Here is an 18,040-nt window from a genome sequence, read left to right on the forward strand (position 1 = left end):
ATCTCATACCGTGGTCGCGCGGCTGCCCGCCACTCCCCCCGAGAGCGCCACGTGGACGAGATCGACTGCACGGGAGGCACTTTGCGCGGCACCCTCCATGGTGGTGGGCCAGTCATTGTGCGTCCAGTCACCGGCCAGCACCAGATTCGGCAAGGACGTGTGGTTGCCGGGCCGGATTGTGGACATCCCGACGCGGGAGGAGAACGTGGCCTTGGGCCAGGGCACCACGGTGACGTCGAGGACCCGTGCCTCGCGCGCTGCCGGGTAGCTGGCGCGCAGCGCATCGACAAGGCGGTCGGCCACCTCCCGGTTCTTCAATTCCATCAGGTCATAGGCCGCGCAGGTGGTCAGCGCATACAGGTGATTGCCGTCCGCACGCGGACCGTGCATCCGGTCCCGGTCGAAAACCCAGCCAATATCGCTGTCCAACAACGATTCCCACGGCGCCACGGTGCCCAGTGGCCGGTCCAGCAGCACGTAGGCGTTCATGATCGGGACGGGCTCGAGTTGTTTGGCCGCCAAACGGATGTCCTCGGAACCCGCGACGTCGTCCAGCAGTGAGCGCAGGTTCCACGACGGCACGGCGAGCACCACGGCGTCGGCTTCGATCGTCGACCCGTCAGCCAGCCGAACTCCGGACGCACGACCGTCGTCCACCGCGACCGCCACCGCGCGGGTGCGCAGCCTTACCTGAACCCCTCGTTCGGCCATCACGCGCCGAGCACCGTTGAGGTACAACGTTTCCAGGTCGACCGTGGGATACCCGATGCGCATGGCGGCCGGGCCGCCGCGGCGTACCCGGTCGGCACCGGTGCGCAGCAGGGCGGCGAACGCGTGGGCGGAGGCCAGGTGCGGCAGCTCATTGAGTAGGCCGATCACCATGGAATTCAGCATGATTCGGCGCACCGCGGCGGGGAGACCGAGACGGTCGAACCACTCGTCGACGGTGATGTGGTCCAGCGCGTCATCGAACCGGATGACGTCACGGATCAACCGGGCCCACGCCGGGGTGGCACGCACCAGCGCCGAAAAACCCAGTCCCCGCACCTGGCCGAGGAACACGCGGCGCGCGTGACGCGCCCGGAGACCGAACGTCTCGACGTGCCCGCCCGGATAACGCACGCCGAACTCGTCGGGAAATCGGAGAAGATGGCGGGTCCCAACCGAATCCAGGTAGCGGAAGATGCAGTCGTAGGAACCGGCGAGCACGTGCTGACCGTTTTCGATCGGGTCGCCGTAGCCGGAGGTCAGGCCGATGGTGCGCCCGCCCAGCTTGCCGTTGCCCTCTACCAGGGTGACCGCGTAACCCAGCTCGGCCAGCCATATCGTGGCGGCCAGGCCCGCCAGGCCACCGCCCACCACGACGACACGCTGCCTCACGGTGCCTCCTCGCCGACGGACATCCCCAGCGCCCGCATGGTGCCCGCCAAGTGCGCCCGAACCGCCGCGCGGGCCGCGTCGCCGTCCCCGTCACGAAGCGCCCGGGCGATGCGTTCGTGTTCCTCGATGATGGTCGCCAGGCGTTGCGGATTGCGTGCCGATTCGCCGATCATCCGCATCTGACGGTCGCGCAGGGTGGCGTAGAAGCCGGCCAGGATGGCGTTTCCGGCAGCTTCGAGCGTGACGTTGTGAAAGGCGCGGTCGGATTCGAGAAATTCATGAAGCCGGGAGGCGGCGACCGACGCGCGCTGCCGCTGCAACTGAGCCGAAAGTCGTTCGTACACGGCCGCACAAGCATCGGGACCGCGTTGGATCACGGATCGCGCCGCAAATTCTTCCAGCACCACCCTGGCCTCCAGGACGGCACGCACCTCATCCGCTGACACCGGCACCACCAGCGCTCCGCGCTTGGGGTATAGGCGCAACAGCCCGGCGGCCTCCAGTTGTAGGAACGCCTCGCGGACCGGGGTGCGCGACATGCCCAGCGCGGTGGCCACCTCGCCCTCGCTGATCAGGTCGCCGCCCGGAAACTCTCCGGTCAACACCTTGGCCTTGACGTAGTCGAGCGCACGGTCTTTGGCCGGGCCCGGACCGTTGGTCACCTCCAACGCCATAGCCCTCCTCGGGGTCCAGTGGTATCCCGACTCTATTCGGCGGCCGCCGCGAGCAACTGAGCTTGCATCATAGATACAAGATAGATACTATATGAATATGACGCTGACCGCTCCGTCGATGAGTCCGGTGTTCCTCGAGTGTTCCGACGATGCCCGGTACTTCGAGTACACCCAGGCCGCCGATCCCATCGGTTCGGGCCACACCCCACGGGTGCCGATCGCGCAGTTCAGCCCGGAGATCTACCGGGACGGGCCCACCGGAGTGGTCCCGCTGGACCTCTCGGCCGACCTCGGCATCAGCACCGGCGCGGCGACGAGTCCGGCACTGTTGGCGAACTTCGTGCGAATTCGCGCGGGCGAGCAGATCGACACCAGCCCCAACGCCAGCTCGCAGCTGTACTACGTGCTGTCCGGACGCGGCATCGTCGCGCTTGACGGACGACCGGTTCGGTGGGAGAAAGGCGACGTCCTGACCCTGCCGGCCGGTACCGGGGCAGTGTTCCATGCCGAGGTCGACGCGGCGATGTATTGGGTGCACGACGAGCCGCTGATGCGTTACCTGGGCGTCTCGGCGTGCGAGCAAAGATTCCGGCCGACCAAGTTTCGCGGCGCGGACGTGGTCGCCGAGCTCGAGCACATCGCTTCGCGACCGGGCGCCAACGACAAGAACCGGGTCAGCGTGCTGCTGGCCAACGCCGGCCAGGAGCAGACCCTGACCCTGACGCACGTGTTGTGGGCGATGTTCGGCGTGCTGCCGCCCGGGCAGGAGCAGCGCCCGCACCGCCACCAGTCCGTCGCGCTGGATCTGATCCTCGACGCCCAGCCCGGGTGCTACACCCTGCTGGGCACCCGCCTCGACGACGGCGGTCAGATCGCCGACCCGATTCGGGTGGACTGGCAGGCCGGCGGAGCCTTCACCACCCCGCCGGGCATGTGGCATGCCCACTACAACGAGTCCGGCGCCCCGGCACATCTGATCCCGGTGCAGGACGCCGGGCTGCAGACCTACCTGCGCAGCCTCGACATGCAGTTCAGCCCTCGGCCTTCCGCGCCCGCCGCACATGCAGCATCACTTTGACGATCAGAAATGCGATGGCCACCGCCATCATCAGCGACGAAAGAGCGTAAGCGCCGTAGACGTGGCCGCGGTTGTACCGGTCGTTGACCAGCAGCGTGAGGGTTTGCGTGCTCCCCGGCAGGTTGGATGACACCATGATGACGCCGCCGAACTCGCCGAGCGTCCTGGCGACCGTCAGCACGACGCCATAGGTCAGGCCCCACCTCATCGACGGCAATGTGATCCGCCAGAAGGTCTGCCACCAGCTCGAGCCCAGGGTCGCCGCCGCCTGCTCCTGCTCGGTGCCTACCTCACTGAGCACCAGCTGCACCTCGCGGACCACGAACGGCAGCGTGACGAAGATGCTGGCCAGCACGATACCGGGGACGCCGAAGATGATCCTCACCCCCGTGTCTCGCTCGATGAACCCCAGCGCACCAGCCGAACCCCAGGCCGAGATCAGCGCGACGCCGACGATGATTGGCGAGACCGCGAAGGGCAGATCGATGATCGCCTGCAGCACGCCTTTCCCACGAAATCGGTTACGCGCCAACAGCAATGCCGTGGGTATACCGAACAGGACGTTCAGTGGCACGACAATCGCCAACACCAGCAGCGAGAGGTGCAGCGCCGAGATCGCCGCGGGCGTGGTGATCCAGATGTAGAACTGGTGAAAGCCCGGCCGGAAGGTCCGCCACAAGATCAGCGACACCGGCACGATCAGCATCACCACGATGTAGCCGGACGCCAGATAGCGGATCAGGTAGCGCACCGGGGGCGAAGACGTCGCCGAAGTCACCCGGCCCGCTCCTCGCGGTTGGCCGTGCGCCCTCCGATGATCCGCAGCGTGAACAAGACACTGAACGAAATGAACAGCAAGACAACGGATATCGCGGCCGCAGCTGGACGGTCATCGTTCTCGATCAGCGACCGTATCCACTGGGATGAGACTTCGGTGCTGCCCGGGACGGCGCCGCCGATCGTCACCACCGAGCCGAATTCGCCGATGCACCGGGAGAATGCCAGGCCCGCCCCGGACAACACCGCGGGTAACAGTGAGGGCAGAACAATGGCGGTGAAGACCTTCCCGCTGCCGGCGCCCAGCGATGCGGCCGCCTCTTCGACCTCGCGGTCGATCTCGTGAAGCACGGGCTGGACCGCGCGCACCACGAACGGCAGCGTCACGAACGCCAGCGCCATCGCCACCCCCGGCGGCGTGTGCTGCAGGTGCAGACCGATCGGGCTGCTCGGGCCGTAGAGGGCCAGCATCACCAGGCTGGTCACGATTGTCGGCAGCGCGAACGGCAGGTCGATGACCGCGTCCAACATGCCCTTCCACAGGAAGTCGTCGCGCACCAGCATCCACGCGACCAGCACTCCGAACACCACGTCCAGGGCGGTGACCACCACCGAGATGATCAACGTCACCTTGAACGACTCCAGTGCGGCATGCGAGGTGACCGCCAGCCAGAAGTGCTGCCAACCGCCTCCGACGGCCTGCCAGGCGATCGCGGCCAGCGGCAGCAGCACGATCACCGACAGCCACAGCGTTACCACGCCGACCCGAAGCGACGTGCCGCCCGGAGCTTCGGGGATCGCGACCTTCGGCGCCGGAGCCGACTCCCGGTCCGGGGCGAGGAGGGCGGCCGTCATCCGGTTGCCTCCAGGTACACCTTGGTGATGGCACCGGTCTTGCGGTCGAAAAGCTCGGGGTCCACACTGGCCCAGCCGCCGAGGTCGGCGACGGTCCAGAGTTTCACCGGTGTCGGGAACTGGTTGCGGAATTCCGCCGCAACAGCCGGATCGACCGGACGGAACCCGGCTTCAGCCCAAAGCCTTTGTGCCACAGCGGTGTACTGAAAGTTCTTGAACAGGACGGCGGCGTCCAGGTTCGGGCTGGTGGTCAGCACGGCGACCGGATTCTCGATCTTGAAAGTCTGTGGCGGGTTGATGTGTTCGACTGGATGGCCCTGCCGCTCAGCGGCAATGGCTTCGTTCTCGTAGCTGATCAACACATCACCGCTGCCCTCGATGAATACGTCGGTGGCGATCCGGCCCGATCCGGGACGCAGCTTGACATGCTCACGCACCAGGTCGGCGATGAAGTCCACACCCGCTTGGCCGTTGCGGCCGCCGCCGCTCTTGACTGTGTACGGAGCCAACAGATTCCACTTAGCCGAGCCGGAACTAAGCGGGCTGGGCGTGATGATCTCCACGCCGGGCTGCAGCAAATCGTCCCAGTCCCTGATGTGCTTGGGATTGCCCTTGCGCACCACCAGCGTCACCACCGATCCGAACGGGATGCCCTTGGACGCCTCCTTGTCCCAGTCCGGGTCCACCTTGCCGGCCTTGACCAGTCGGGTGATGTCGGGCTGCACCGAGAAGTTCACGATGTCGGCAGGCTTGCCCGCTACGACACCGCGTGACTGGTCGCCAGACGCACCGTAGGAGGTGATCACCTGAATGCTCCGGCCCTCGTCGGAGGCGTTGAACGCCGAAATAACCTTGGTCCAGCCCGGTTCGGGTACCGAGTAGGCGACCAGGGTGATATCGGTGTCCACGTCGTGCAGTGCACCGCCGTCCGCGGCGTCGCTGGCGCCGCCGTGGCACGCCGCGACGACGGCGACGATCAGCGTCAGTCCGATGACGTGGCGCCAGCGACTGTCGATGGACATTGGACGGCCTTCCAGGACTTGGACACACGAATCCCGTTGCCGCGGAAAGCTCGGGCGTCGCTGACAACGGAGGTGGCGAGATCAGCGACAACAGCTCACGACGGTGCGGAAGCCCCCCATGCCGTACGCCCAGTACATGCGCGAAAAGTTAACAGAGCGCGCGGATCAGCACCGCCGAAAAAGTCACTGTGATCGGAACACTGGGGCTTCTCAGGCAGGCGGCACCGCGGCGGCCTGCACGTTCGCGATCTTGCTGAACCCGCTGACCGTGAGCACGCGCACCAGCAGCGGATGGACGATGACGTGCAAATGGTCGACCACGTCGGCCTGATCGAACAAGGCATTGATGCCCGCACTGTCCACGTATCTGACCGCGCTGAGATCGATGGTGAACGGCTCACGGGCACTGGGGTTGGCGTCGACCAGAGCCTGCTTGAACGCTTCGATGTTGCTCAGATCGATCTCACCGGCCGCGGTCAACCGCGGCGTCCCGTCGGCGCCGGGCTCGGTGGTCAAGGTGAGCGGTGTGGGCATTACGTGATCCTCGCCTGCATGGAAACGATCGTGCCGGCTGCGCCGGACTGGATGCTGCAATCCTCCATCAACACCCGCATCAGGGAAATACCGCGACCGCGACTGAAGTCGGCGATTTCGGTCGGCGTCTTCCAGGCGCCGGTGTCGGTGACGGTCACCTGCAGCCGGTCGAAGATTGCGGTTGCCCGCAGCGACACGGTGCCCGCCCGCTGATCACGATGGCCGTGTTCGATCGCATTGGACACGGCCTCGCCCGTGGCGATGAGCACGTCTTGAATCTGGTCTGGCTCCACTCCAGCTCGGGTTAGCCAGCCCCGCAACGCATTTCGGCTCTCGGCTAGGTTTCCGGCGTCGGCGGTGAACTCGAGCGAAAACGGTGCGGGTTGCCGGTAGAGCAACATGGCCACGTCGTCGGGGTACCCCCCGCTGGGCTCCAGGTCGGCCATCAGCCGGTCAGCCAGTTCTTCGATCGCTACCGAGCGGCCAATCTGCACCAGCTCGGCGGCGCGGGTCATGCCATCGTCCAGGGAGGCCCCGCGTCGTTCGACCAGACCGTCGGTGTAGAGCAGCAACGTCGCGCGCGGCGGCATCGTGGCGCGGCCCTCGGGTCGCTGCCAATGCGGGCGCAACGCGAGAGGAAGGCCGTGTTCACCGCCCAGCGGCGCGGTTGTACCGTCCGCGTGCACCATGATGGGCGGCGGATGTCCGGCGTTCGAGTACACCAGTTCACCGGTTTCCAGCGTCAGTACCGCGCAGAATGCGGTGGTGCACCGGGCCCCGGGAAGACGTTCGGCGAAGCGGTCCAGTGCGGTCAGCACCGCACCGGGCGCGGGCTGCTCGAGCAGTAGCGCGCGACAGGCGCTGCGCAGTTGTCCCATCACGGTGGCCGCCCCCAGACCGTGGCCGACACAGTCACCGACGATCAACGCCACCCGGTCCTTGTCGAGCTCGACCACGTCGTACCAGTCGCCGCCGACCTGCAGCGGGTGACTCGCCGGCAGATACCGCACGGCGAAGCCCTCCGGCAGGGTCGCCGGGCCCAACATCGCATGCTGGAGCGCCACAGCGGTTTCCCGTTGCTCGTCCAGTTGATGGACGCGCTGCAGTCCCTGTCCGAGCCGGCCGGCCAGCACCGTGAGCAGCGTCTGATCTTCCCGGGTGAACCGGCGGTGCTCGGCCAGCTCGACCCAGATCACCAACAGGCCGCGGGGGTGCTGGGAGGCGATACCGGCCGCACCCGCTCCGGCGGTGACCGTGTTCAGCAAATCCTTTTCGCGTAGCGACGCGATTTGCTGTCGTTGGTGCGGTGACAGGTCGGCCCACCCGGCCCGCTCCCCCGCGCAGACGACGTCGGGTGCGGATCCACCCCGAAACGTCACCGCCAGCACCCGCCGGGCCTGCCACACCCGGCGCAGCACCTCCGCGGCGCCTTGCAGCGCATCAGTGATCGAATCTGCTTGCACGAGTTGTTGATTGAGCTCATCGAGCGCGCTCTGGCTCTGCACGGCGTAGTGTTCGGCCGTCACGTCGCGGAACGTGCCGACCATGACACGGCGTCCGGAGTCGGGGTCATAAGCGTGGTTGAAGTTGACCGCGATCCACAGCCGGTGCCCGTCGCGGTGGGTTACGGGCAGCACCAAGGCGCCGTGGGATTCGCCGAGCGACGCGGTGAACTCGGCTTCGACCAGCTGACGCGCCGCAATATCGATGCCCGGGTCCGGCCACCAGGGATGCGGGACTGGATAGGGCAGCCCTTCGGGACCGTAGCCGAGGATCTCGAGGAATGCTGCGTTGACCTCGATGACGGAGCCGCGTTCGTCGATGACGAAGAAAGCCTCCTGCAACGAGTCCACCAGCGCGGTACGCCAGCGGGCGTGATAGTTGCGCATGCGCGCCAACTCGACGTTGGCGCGCACCCGGGCAAGCAGTTCGGCGGCGGCGAAGGGTTTGACCAGATAGTCGTCGGCGCCCGCCAATAATCCCTCGATGGACGCTTCCTGGCCCGCCCGGGCGGAGAGCAGCAGCACGGGCAATGCCGCGGTGCGCGGGTCGGCGCGCAGCGCGGCCAGCAATTGCAGACCGCCCAGTTTGGGCATCATCACATCGCTGATCACCAGATCCGGGAGCTGGGTCCGGATGGCCTCCAGTGCCTGCTCCCCATCGCCGACGCCACTGGCCTGGTAGCCGGACGCTGTCAGCAGATTGGTCAGGTAGCCGCGCATGTCGGCGTTGTCGTCGGCCACCAGCACCCGTGCCTGCACACCGCTGCCCCCCGCCTGCGCGGGTACGGCGGCCAGGATGGGTGCCGTCATCCCGGACTCGCCAGGCAGCCAGCGCAAGGCCTCCTGCACATAGGCCTCGGAGCTCGCGCCGGCGCTGGTGCGGGCGCCCTGCGGCTCGGCCAGTTCGTCGGGCGGCAGATGCGCGGCGCCGAAGGGCAACCGGATGGTGAAGGTGGTTCCGTGGTTCTCCCGGCTCTCGGCGGTGATGCTGCCGCCGTGCAGATTCACCAACTCCCGCACCAACGCCAACCCGATGCCACTGCCCTCGGTGGAGCGTGCCCGCGCGGTCTCGATGCGGTGGAAACGTTCGAACAGCCGCGGGGTTTCGGCCGCGGGCACGCCGATCCCGGTGTCGCTGACGGTGACTACCGCCCGGCCGTCGTCGCGGGCCACCCGCACGGCGATTGCGCCCTCGAAGGTGAACTTCAAGGCGTTCGAGAGCAGGTTGAGCATCACCTTCTCCCACATCTCCCGGTCCAGGTAAACCGGTTCGTCCAGTGGCGGGCAATCCACCGTGAACGTCAGGCCGGCCTGACCGATCGCCGAACGAAACACGCTGGCCAGATCGGCCGTGACGGACGCCAGGTCCACCGGCTCGAAGCGGGCCCGCATCCGGCCGGCCTCGATGCGAGAGAAATCGAGCAGGGTATTGACCAGCTTTGCCAGCCGCAAGGCGTTGCGGTGCACCAACTCCAGCTCTTGGCGGGCGGTCTCGTCGACGCGGCCACGCAGTTCGTCGACGGGTCCCAGAATCAGTGTCAGCGGCGTGCGGAATTCGTGGCTGATGTTCGAAAAGAAGGTGGTCTTCGCGCGATCCAGTTCGGCGAGTTCCTCCGCGCGCTGCTGCTGAGCCTGATAACTGCGGGCGCTACTCACACCCGCCGCGAGATACCCGGCCACCAGCTCGACGAAGCCCCGGTAACCGTCGTCGAGTTCCCGATACCGGTTCAGGCCCGCCACCAGGAACCCGACCGGCGCGCCACCCTGCTGCAGGAGCGGCACCAGCAGCGCCTGTTTCGGCGGCTCGCGCCATGCGCCGGTAGGCAGCTGCGGTGCAGCGCCGTCGAGCTCGATGAGTGCAGAGTCACCTCGGGCGGCCATCTCGGCGGGCCAGAGCGGATCACCGCTGCTCGGTAACGCTGCCGGGGCCGCCGGGTGCCCGTGCGCGATCCCGCTGAGGCCGGCGAGATGGGCGGCGCCCTGCTCGTCGAACAAGTAGGTCAGGGTGAACGGGAGGTCGTAGGGGTTCTTGCTGAGTTGGCCGGCTGCGAAGTCGAGCATTTGCCGCTCGGTGCGAATGACGCTGGGATCCGAACCCAGGTCTCGCAGGGTCGCGATGCGCCGCTGGGCGATCACCCGTTCGGTGTCCTCGCTGACCACGCAGAGCAGTCCCACCACGTTGACGTCATCGTCACGCAGCGGGCTGTAGGAGAAGGTGTGGTAGGTCTCCTCGGGATAGCCCGACCGCTCCAGAATGAGCCGAAGAGCCTCATCCCAGGTGGCCTCGCCGGTCTCGAGAACATGCTCGACCCGTGATCCGATGTCGGTCCAGATCTCGGCCCAGACTTCGCCGGCCGGCCGGCCCAGCGCCCAGGGATATTTTCGTCCCAGGGTGTCCCGCCGGTAGGCGGCGTTACAGAAGAAGGTGAGGTCCGGCCCCCAGCCCATCCACATGGAGAACTGCGACGACAGCAAGATGTCGACGGCGGTGCGCAGGCTTTGCGGCCAATCATGGACTGGCCCAAGCGGAGTGGACGACCAGTCAACGGCAGCCAGATCGCGGCCTAGCTCTTGGTCTGCGCGAAAGACCACTGACGTCCCTCTCCAGTCTTCGGAACCAGCACCGCCGCCCAGTATTCTTTCACCGCGCCGCCAGCGGGGCGGCGATGTCTTCCAGTGATCGGCCTTCGGCGTCGACCGCGAGGAACCAGGCGACCAGCCCACCGGCCACCATCACCGCGGCACCCAGCAGATAACCCAGGCACAACAACAGCGGCCTGGAGCCGTCACCGATGAGCGCGCCGTAGATGACCGGCCCGAGCGCGCCGAAACACTGGGCGATGGCGAAGAACACCGCGATCGCCTTGGCCCGGACCTCCAGCGGAAAGATCTCGCTGACCGTCAGGTAGGCCGCGCTCGCCCCCGCCGATGCGACGTAGAAGATCACGCACCACGCGATGGTCTGAGTGATCGCGTTGAGCACGCCGGCCTGGAACAGTCCCGCGCTGACCGCCAGCAGCAGCCCCGACAGCAGGTAGGTTCCGGAGATCATCTTTCGGCGGCCGATGGTGTCGAAGAAGTGCCCGATGGTCAGCGGCCCCAGCAGATTTCCCACCGCGAACGCGATCAGGTAGAGCGGCGTCGAGGCGGAAGGCACACCGTAGAACTTGCCCAGCACCAGGGTGTAGGTGAAGAAGATCGCGTTGTAGAGAAACGACTGGCTGATCATCAGGACGGCACCCAACACGGCACGGCTGGGGTAGTCGCGGAACAGCACGCGCGTCAACGCGAAGTAGCCGATCTTCTGGGTGGGCCTCAGCTCGATGGCGGTGGATTCGTCGAGCGGCGGCAGCGTGGCACCGGTGGCCTGCACCTCCTGCTCGATATGGGAGATAGTGCGCTCGGCTTCCTCGATGCGGCCGTTCATCACCTGCCAGCGCGGGCTTTCCGGCAGATTGCGACGGACCAGCAGAATCACCACGGCCAGGACCGGGCCGAGCAGGAAGGCCAGGCGCCAGCCCAGGCTCACATCGATCACCCGCAGGAAGACGAACGTGCCGAGCGTGCCGAGCACCGCTCCGGCCCAATAAGTGCCGTTGACCGCGATGTCGACGCGGCCCCGGAACCGGGCCGGGATCAGCTCGTCGATCGCCGAGTTGATCGCCGCGTATTCCCCGCCGATGCCCGTGCCCGCAATGAATCGGGTGAAGTAGAGGAACGTTATCCAGGCCGCGTTGTTGCCCAGCGTGAACGCGGTGAGTGCACTCCCCAGCAGATACACGCCCAGGGTGACCATGAACAGGTTGCGCCGGCCGAGTTTGTCCGACATCCGACCGAAGAACAGCGCCCCGGCCACCTCGCCCGCCAGGTAGACGGAGGCGACGAACCCGACGGCGGCCGACGACAGATGCAGCGTCTGCGGCTCGGTGAGCGTCTCGGCCACGGCGCTGGCCACCGTGATCTCCAGACCGTCGAGGATCCAGGCCACACCCAGCGCCACCACCATGCGGGTATGAAACGGCGACCACGGCAGCCGGTCGATCCGGGCGGGAATCAGGCTGCGGATGACACCGCCGCGCTCACCGGACGTCGGCGCGGTCTGCTCCTCAGGATTCGGCACACGTCCTCGTTCCCGTCAGATGGAATTGAGAAACATCGGTTGTCGCACGCCCGGCTGTCACCCGGGTCCTCCCGCGACCTGCTCCGGCGTCGGCGGCTCGACGAATACCCGTTCGCCCGTGATCAGGTCGGCGTCGTCGAATCCGAAAAGGGCCCACAGCCGGACCTCGAACGGCCCCGGCGCCGTCGCCGGGGTTCCCCGCAGCCAGAACTCAATCTGGACCTGTCCATCGTCGAGATGGGTGAGCTCGATCAGCTCGTTGGTCTGGTCCGGCACCAGTTTGCGGCCGTCAACCCAGTACCGCATCACCTCGTCGGCGCCGTCGAACACCGTCCCGTCGGGCAGCTCATAGCGGGCGTGACTGAACGTCGCCAGGGTCCGATCCCATTCCTGCACGTTCTCACTGCGCATGTGCTCGATGACACGAGCTTCCCGTGCCTGTTGGTGCACACGCTGGGCCGCATCGGCCATGGACGGTCCTCTCCTGAGGCTAGGCAATCGAGTTACTCAGTCCGACAACCAGATTGATGGTGACAGCCAGAATAACCGCACCGAACAGGTAGGAGAGCAACGCCTGACACAGCGCAATGCGGCGCAGCTGACCGGTCTGCAGCGTGGTGTCGGACACCTGGTAAGTCATACCGATGGTGAACCCGACGTAGAAGAAGTCCAGGAATCGCGGGGCTTCCGTACCGTTGAACTCGATGCCGGTGGCCGAATTCGAGTAGTAGATATCGGCATAGCGGACACTGAAGACGGTGTGGACGACGCACCATGCGACGGCGATGCTGACCACCCCGACCGCGGCGGCGATGTCCTTCTCCGTCCCCGACTTCCCGCCGGCGGTCAGCAGATGCGCCACGCCGGCCAGGCTCGCCACACTGGCCGACAGGATCGCGACGTCGATAATCCAGCCACTAGGCGGGTCTTCCGGTATCACGTGCGCACAGGTCTGCTCGGCGTCCATCGGCAGCACGACGACCCAGGTCCACACCAGATAAGTCAGCGCCGCAGCGGTCCAGCCGACGCTGGGCCCGTATGCCCAACCCGTGGTGGTGCCGATCAGTAGCAGGGCGCCCACGCCGATCGATGCCGCCACCATCAGCCGAAGGACCACGTGCCGGCGCCACCCCCGGCGGACTTTGTGTGCCATTGCGGTCAACTCAGCGCCGCGGCCAGCGGCAGGGCGGCGGCTACCGGTGTGAGGGCATCGGAAAGACCCGCAGCGCTCCGCAATTCGCGGAACGCTTGGACCAGCTCGTCGGTGGCCTCATGCGGATCGCGCAGGGTCAGGTCGTCGGTCAGCACGGAGACGGCCAATTGATCAACGTAGCTCCACACCGTGATGTTCATGCCGCTGCCGGCGACGATCGGTCCAACGGAATAGATTTCGGTGACCGTCGCCCCCTCGATGCAGCCTCGTTCGCGGGGCCCCGGCACGTTGGACACGGTCAGATTCATCACGCTGGCCGACTCCACTCGTCGGGCCTGCATCCGAAACATGCCCGGCGCCAGCGCTGTCGGCAGGTAGGACATCCACGCCGGCAGCACCGTGGGACCGAGCAACTGATGGTTCTCCTTGGCGATCTTGGTGGCCATCGAGGTCAGCGCCAACCGCTGCATCGGGTCATCGATGTGCACCGGCAACGATGGCGTCATGTAGGTGAATTCGTTGCCCGCCAACCGGTTCGGAGAGGGGTTGTAACTCACCGGCACCCCGGCGATCAGCGGCGCGTCGGCGTGGCCGTCGTAGCGCAGCAACAGTCGCCGCAACGCGCCGGCCACCGTGGCCAGCACCACGTCGTTGAGCGTCACGCCCAGATGCTTGCTGGTCTCCTTGACGTCGGACAACGCCAGCGGCGCGGTCGCGAACCGGCGCCCGGGACTGACGCGGTGGTTGATGAACGACGGCGGCGGGGCGAAATTACGGGCCAGGTCATGATGGATACCCCGCTCCTTGGACCGCCGCCGCACCCGCGCGACCCCGGAGGCCGTCTCGTTGACCAGCCGCGGCAGTTTGCGGATCAGACCGACATGGTCTCGGGCCGCCGCCTTGACCAGATGTGAACGGGTGGGCTCCTCGCGCGGCGCGCGGTGTGGCTCGGGCTGGTACGGCGCCAGCGCCTGCGCCATCTGGTTCGCCGAGGCCATGCCGTCGGCCAACACATGGTGGACCTTGTGGATGACCGCGACCCGGTTGTCGGCGAGCCCCTCGGCGACATACATCTCCCACAATGGGTGGTCGCGGCGCAGCGGGGTGCTGGCGATCTGGCCGATCAGCTGGTCGAGCTCCCGGCGACCGCCCGGCGCCGGCACCCGGGCGCGCCGGACGTGATAGTCGAGGTCGATGTCGTCGTTGACGACCCACATCGGGTGGTGCAGCTTCAACGGAATGTCGAGCAGCTGGTAGCGCAGCGGCTCCAACGCCATCAGCCGCTCATAGCCGACCGCGCGGAACATCTCGAAACTGAAGTCGATTGGCATGTTCGAGACGTCGAGTATGCCGATCTTCAGCGTGTGCATGTGGATCTCGGGTGTCTCGCTGTACAGCATCAGGGCGTCCACACCGTTGAGTCGCTTCACACGCCTATTCCACCCCTTCGCACACTGCTACGCCAGACCCCGGTCGCGGGGGCAGGCTGTGCCGGGGACGGATCGGGCAGGCATTTCCCTTGCCGTACCGGCCAATTCGTGTGCCGAACGGCGCGCGCGAGCGCCGGTGCGGCCGGCCGGGCGAAGTAGGTCGCGTAGAAGGCGGTGCTCAAGGTCACCATCGCCCCGATGATGAGCACGCCGAACGGAACGGGGTGGCGGGCCATGGCCTCCGCGAAATAGCGGCAACAGATCAGCAGTGCGGCCAGGCAGGCCGCCCCGAAACCCGTCAGGCCGATTCGCCACCGGGTCCGGTCGGCCACCGGCTCCCGCAGCGCAGACTCCACGGTCAGGCACAACACCCCACCCGCCAGCAGATCGACGCCGTAGTGGTAGCCGAAGCCGAGCGTCGCCGCGACGGTGCACACCAGCCACACCGCGCCGCCCGCTCGCAGCCAGCGCGGCCCCGAAAGCGAGTGGATGAACACCGCCAGCGCCCAGGCGGTGTGCATCGACGGCATGCAGTTTCGCGGGGTGGCGAGGTCGAAGGCGATTGCCGTCGGCGACAGGGGGATTCGTGGCACCGCCTGCGGCCAGAAGTCGCCGACTTCGAACCCCCGGCCGGCACTGCCGAACGCGAAATCCGGTCCGACCAGCGGAAACATCACGTAGATCAGCGGGCCGATCAGGCCGAGCGCCAAGAATGTCGGAACCAGAAAATGACGCGGCCAGCCACGGGTGCTGACATGGCGCAGCTGGTAGACGGCGACCACCATGGCCGCGAGGGGCAGCTCGATATACACCCAGTGGAATGCGGCGCTGAGAACCGGGCCACCCGCATGCACGAGCCGACCCAACAACCAGGAAGGTTGCGCAAGGGCATGGTCTGCCAACAACGCATATTCGTCGAAGACCGTCGGCCGCACGATTGCGGTCATGCTCAACCAGGTATCGCCAACTTTGGTGGCGATGATGAGCAACAGGCCGAACGCGATGCCCCGTAGCGCCGTACTCTGCTCCGCTCGCGCCCAGCGGCGCCAGGCCACGGCCACCGCCAGAGCGGTCAGCACGATCAGCGGCCCATTCCCGACGGTCAAAGGCCCCCCACGCGCAAGCCTGAACGCCGCGAAAACGACATCGAGCGCCACGGCCACCGACAGCGCCCAGATCCGGCTGCGGCGGGACAGGCCCACCATCGCCACCCCGAGGCCCACCCACGGCACGGTGATCGACTTCGGTGTGCCGGCGTAATCGGTGAGCAGGCTGCGCAGCGGACCGGCGAAGCCCGAGCCGGTGGCGATCACTTCCAGCACGACGAGCACAACGGCGATCGTCGCGACCGCGGCCGGCACCGCGAGGCGGCCAGCCCGACAGCGCCATTGCGCCCGTCGCTCGTCGCCGGTGAACACCCGACGAATAATAGGTGGCGGGTAGGCGCCAGCGGTATTACTTGCGGATTGCCGAGGCGGCGTGTTCGATATTCGGCTTCCCGCTGTGCGGGCGTTGCAGCGCGGCGAACGCGGGAATTCCCGCGGCACTGATGACCGCGTCGAGCAGGACGACGCGATCCTGCGGGTCGGGCATCTCGGTCAGAACCGGTCCGAAGAATGCGCGGCCGTCGATCACGATGATCGGGCTGCCGGCCTCATCTCCCAGCGCCTTCTGGCTGCCCTGGTGTGCACTCCTGACGGCATCGTCGTATCCGGAATCGTCCAGAGCCTGGTGCAGCGACTGTTCGAATCCCAGACCCGCCAGCACATCGGCGGCCACGGCGGAGGTGACGACTTCCTGCCGGATATGTATGTGGTAGCCGATGGATTCGTAGAGGCGCGCGAAAGCCTCCGACCCGTAGCGGTCGGTGACGGCGGCGAACAAGCGACCCAGTCGTCGTGACTGCTCGAACATCTGCTGGTGCGCCTCGTCGGCGTCCTGATTCTCGTTGAGGACCGCCAGATTCATCTGTTTCAGGCGCACCGGCCGTTGGGTGTGGGCCGCGGCATCGAGCAGCCAACGGGAAGTCACCCAAGAGAACGGACATACCGGGTCAAGGTAGAGATCGACTGTGTCCACCAGATCGGCCTAGCCGTTGCGTCGGAATTCAAACCCGCCGGGGCGGATCACGCCGCGCCGAACACCACCGCGACGTTATGCCCGCCCAGTCCGAACGACTCTGCGACGGCATAGCGGTAGTCGCCGCGGCGAGGCTCACCGGCGACAACGTCGAGGTCGATTTCGGGGTCGGCCTCGACGAAATTCAAGGTGGGCGGTACGACGCCATCCCGCAGGGCCTGAACCGTCAGCACCGCTTCGACGGCGCCCGCCGCTCCGATCGAATTGCCCAGCGCCGCCTTCGGCGCGTAGACCGCCGGGGTGTGGTTACCCAGCGCCCGGCGGATGGCGCGTGCCTCGGCCACATCCCCGAACGTCGTGCCGGTCGCGTGCGCCTTGACCAGGTCGATGTCGGCCGGCGCGAGTCCGGCCAAGTCGACTGCGCGGGCGATGGCGTCACCGGCGCGCCTGCCGGTGGGGTCCGGCAACACGATGTCAAACCCATCCGATGTGATGGCGGCACCCATCAGTCGGGCCAGGACGGTCGCGCCCCGCGCCTTCGCGTGCTCCTCGGTTTCGATCACCATCATCGCGCCACCCTCGGCAAGAACCATGCCGTCGCGGTGCTTGTCGAACGGGCGGCAGGCGCCGGTCGGGTCGTCGTTGTCAGTGGAGAGGATGCCCAGTTGACAGAACGTGGCGACGGGCACCGCCTCGATCACGGTCTCGACGCCGCCGCAGATCGCCATGTCGGCCTCGCCGAGGACGATGCTCTGCCAGGCTTGCGCAATCGCCGCGGTACCCGACGCGTCACCCATCACGGGTGTCTCCACGCCCGCCTTCGCGGCGCGATCGAGCCCGACCACGGCGGCGGGTGCATTCGGCATGTACTTCTGCACCGAGATCGGGGAGATCGCGCGCAGGCCCTTGACCTTCCAGATGTTGTGCCAGATGGGCATGTCCTCGGTACTGCCCAAGCCCAGGCCGACCGACACCATCAGCCGATTGGTGTCGATGTCGGGAGAGCCGGCCCGCTCCCACAGCCGCCGGCTCACCACCGCCGACAGTTTCTGCATGAATGCGAACCGGCGCAGTTCGACGCGGCCGAACTGCTCGTCCAGGTCCTCCTGCAGTGTGCCGCCGATGCACACCGGGGAGTTGAACTCGGTGACGAACGGTTTGTCCAGCTTGCGAATCCCGCTGCCGCCCTGCAGCAGCTGCTGCCAGGTCTCCTCGGCATCCGGTGCGAGCGAGGTCGTGGACTCCACCGCGGTGACGACTACATCCGGGAAACCCTCACCGGTCCTCAGTCCCGCCATGACCGTCGCCCCGTGTCAAATATCGACGCCACATCCCCCTCCAGGAGCCACGCCAGTCCGAATACCAACGTCCCGACAAGTGACGATCAAAACCCAGCATCGTCAATCGCTCATGATAAGCAGCCTCGCCGGAACCGA

At 66.8% G+C, this 18,040-nt stretch carries 15 protein-coding genes; 1 reads left to right on the forward strand and 14 read right to left on the reverse strand.

Going from position 1 to position 18,040, the window contains the following annotated elements; translation table 11 throughout:
* Window positions 1-3: 3 nt before the first annotated feature.
* Both hpnE and AC5Y7D_RS18700 read right to left on the reverse strand, forming a co-directional pair.
* Entirely contained in the window at window positions 4-1,380 is a 1,377-nt protein-coding gene (gene hpnE, locus AC5Y7D_RS18695; protein ID WP_499926570.1) for a hydroxysqualene dehydroxylase HpnE, read from the reverse strand.
* Window positions 1,377-2,054 (reverse strand): GntR family transcriptional regulator, encoded by a 678-nt coding sequence (locus AC5Y7D_RS18700; protein WP_499926574.1) that lies wholly within the window; start codon window positions 2,052-2,054, stop codon window positions 1,377-1,379. Before AC5Y7D_RS18700 ends, hpnE begins: the two co-directional genes overlap by 4 nt.
* Before the next feature lie 97 nt (window positions 2,055-2,151).
* On the opposite strand from AC5Y7D_RS18700, the gene AC5Y7D_RS18705 reads away from it, so the two are divergent.
* On the forward strand, window positions 2,152-3,132 hold the full coding sequence (locus AC5Y7D_RS18705) for a cupin domain-containing protein (RefSeq protein WP_499926576.1): 981 nt from the start codon (window positions 2,152-2,154) through the stop codon (window positions 3,130-3,132).
* Here the strand turns inward: AC5Y7D_RS18705 and cysW are convergent.
* The 12 genes from cysW to AC5Y7D_RS18765 all read right to left on the reverse strand — a co-directional run bounded on the left by cysW (window position 3,086) and on the right by AC5Y7D_RS18765 (window position 17,902).
* Window positions 3,086-3,910, reverse strand: a complete 825-nt coding sequence (gene cysW / locus AC5Y7D_RS18710; protein ID WP_499926578.1) for a sulfate ABC transporter permease subunit CysW — start codon at window positions 3,908-3,910, stop codon at window positions 3,086-3,088. The two genes, AC5Y7D_RS18705 and cysW, sit on opposite strands and share 47 nt — an antisense overlap.
* Window positions 3,907-4,764: a sulfate ABC transporter permease subunit CysT gene (cysT, locus tag AC5Y7D_RS18715; RefSeq protein WP_499926580.1), complete on the reverse strand. Its 858-nt coding sequence runs from the start codon at window positions 4,762-4,764 to the stop codon at window positions 3,907-3,909. Before cysT ends, cysW begins: the two co-directional genes overlap by 4 nt.
* Window positions 4,761-5,786, reverse strand: coding sequence for an extracellular solute-binding protein (locus AC5Y7D_RS18720; protein ID WP_499926581.1), 1,026 nt, complete (start codon window positions 5,784-5,786; stop codon window positions 4,761-4,763). The genes cysT and AC5Y7D_RS18720 overlap by 4 nt, the downstream gene beginning before the upstream one ends.
* 210 nt (window positions 5,787-5,996) lie before the next feature.
* Window positions 5,997-6,320, reverse strand: a complete 324-nt coding sequence (locus tag AC5Y7D_RS18725) for an STAS domain-containing protein (protein WP_499926583.1) — start codon at window positions 6,318-6,320, stop codon at window positions 5,997-5,999.
* Window positions 6,320-10,414 (reverse strand): SpoIIE family protein phosphatase, encoded by a 4,095-nt coding sequence (locus tag AC5Y7D_RS18730; protein ID WP_499926585.1) that lies wholly within the window; start codon window positions 10,412-10,414, stop codon window positions 6,320-6,322. Before AC5Y7D_RS18730 ends, AC5Y7D_RS18725 begins: the two co-directional genes overlap by 1 nt.
* Window positions 10,415-10,463: 49 nt before the next feature.
* On the reverse strand, window positions 10,464-11,942 hold the full coding sequence (locus AC5Y7D_RS18735) for an MFS transporter (protein ID WP_499926586.1): 1,479 nt from the start codon (window positions 11,940-11,942) through the stop codon (window positions 10,464-10,466).
* A gap of 57 nt (window positions 11,943-11,999) precedes the next feature.
* Entirely contained in the window at window positions 12,000-12,413 is a 414-nt protein-coding gene (locus AC5Y7D_RS18740) for a nuclear transport factor 2 family protein (RefSeq protein WP_499926588.1), read from the reverse strand.
* Between the two features lie 19 nt (window positions 12,414-12,432).
* A complete protein-coding gene (locus AC5Y7D_RS18745) occupies window positions 12,433-13,095 on the reverse strand; it encodes a DUF1345 domain-containing protein (protein ID WP_499926589.1) in 663 nt (220 codons plus the stop codon).
* A gap of 5 nt (window positions 13,096-13,100) precedes the next feature.
* Window positions 13,101-14,525, reverse strand: a complete 1,425-nt coding sequence (locus AC5Y7D_RS18750; protein ID WP_499926591.1) for a WS/DGAT/MGAT family O-acyltransferase — start codon at window positions 14,523-14,525, stop codon at window positions 13,101-13,103.
* Window positions 14,522-15,943 (reverse strand): phosphatase PAP2 family protein, encoded by a 1,422-nt coding sequence (locus tag AC5Y7D_RS18755; RefSeq protein ID WP_499926593.1) that lies wholly within the window; start codon window positions 15,941-15,943, stop codon window positions 14,522-14,524. Before AC5Y7D_RS18755 ends, AC5Y7D_RS18750 begins: the two co-directional genes overlap by 4 nt.
* A 37-nt stretch (window positions 15,944-15,980) precedes the next feature.
* Window positions 15,981-16,604, reverse strand: a complete 624-nt coding sequence (locus tag AC5Y7D_RS18760) for a mycothiol-dependent nitroreductase Rv2466c family protein (protein WP_499926595.1) — start codon at window positions 16,602-16,604, stop codon at window positions 15,981-15,983.
* 47 nt (window positions 16,605-16,651) lie between these two features.
* Window positions 16,652-17,902, reverse strand: coding sequence for a KasA/KasB family beta-ketoacyl-ACP synthase (locus AC5Y7D_RS18765; RefSeq protein WP_499926597.1), 1,251 nt, complete (start codon window positions 17,900-17,902; stop codon window positions 16,652-16,654).
* Window positions 17,903-18,040 lie beyond the last annotated feature (138 nt).

It is taken from the genome of Mycobacterium sp. NGS49 (assembly GCF_059812565.1).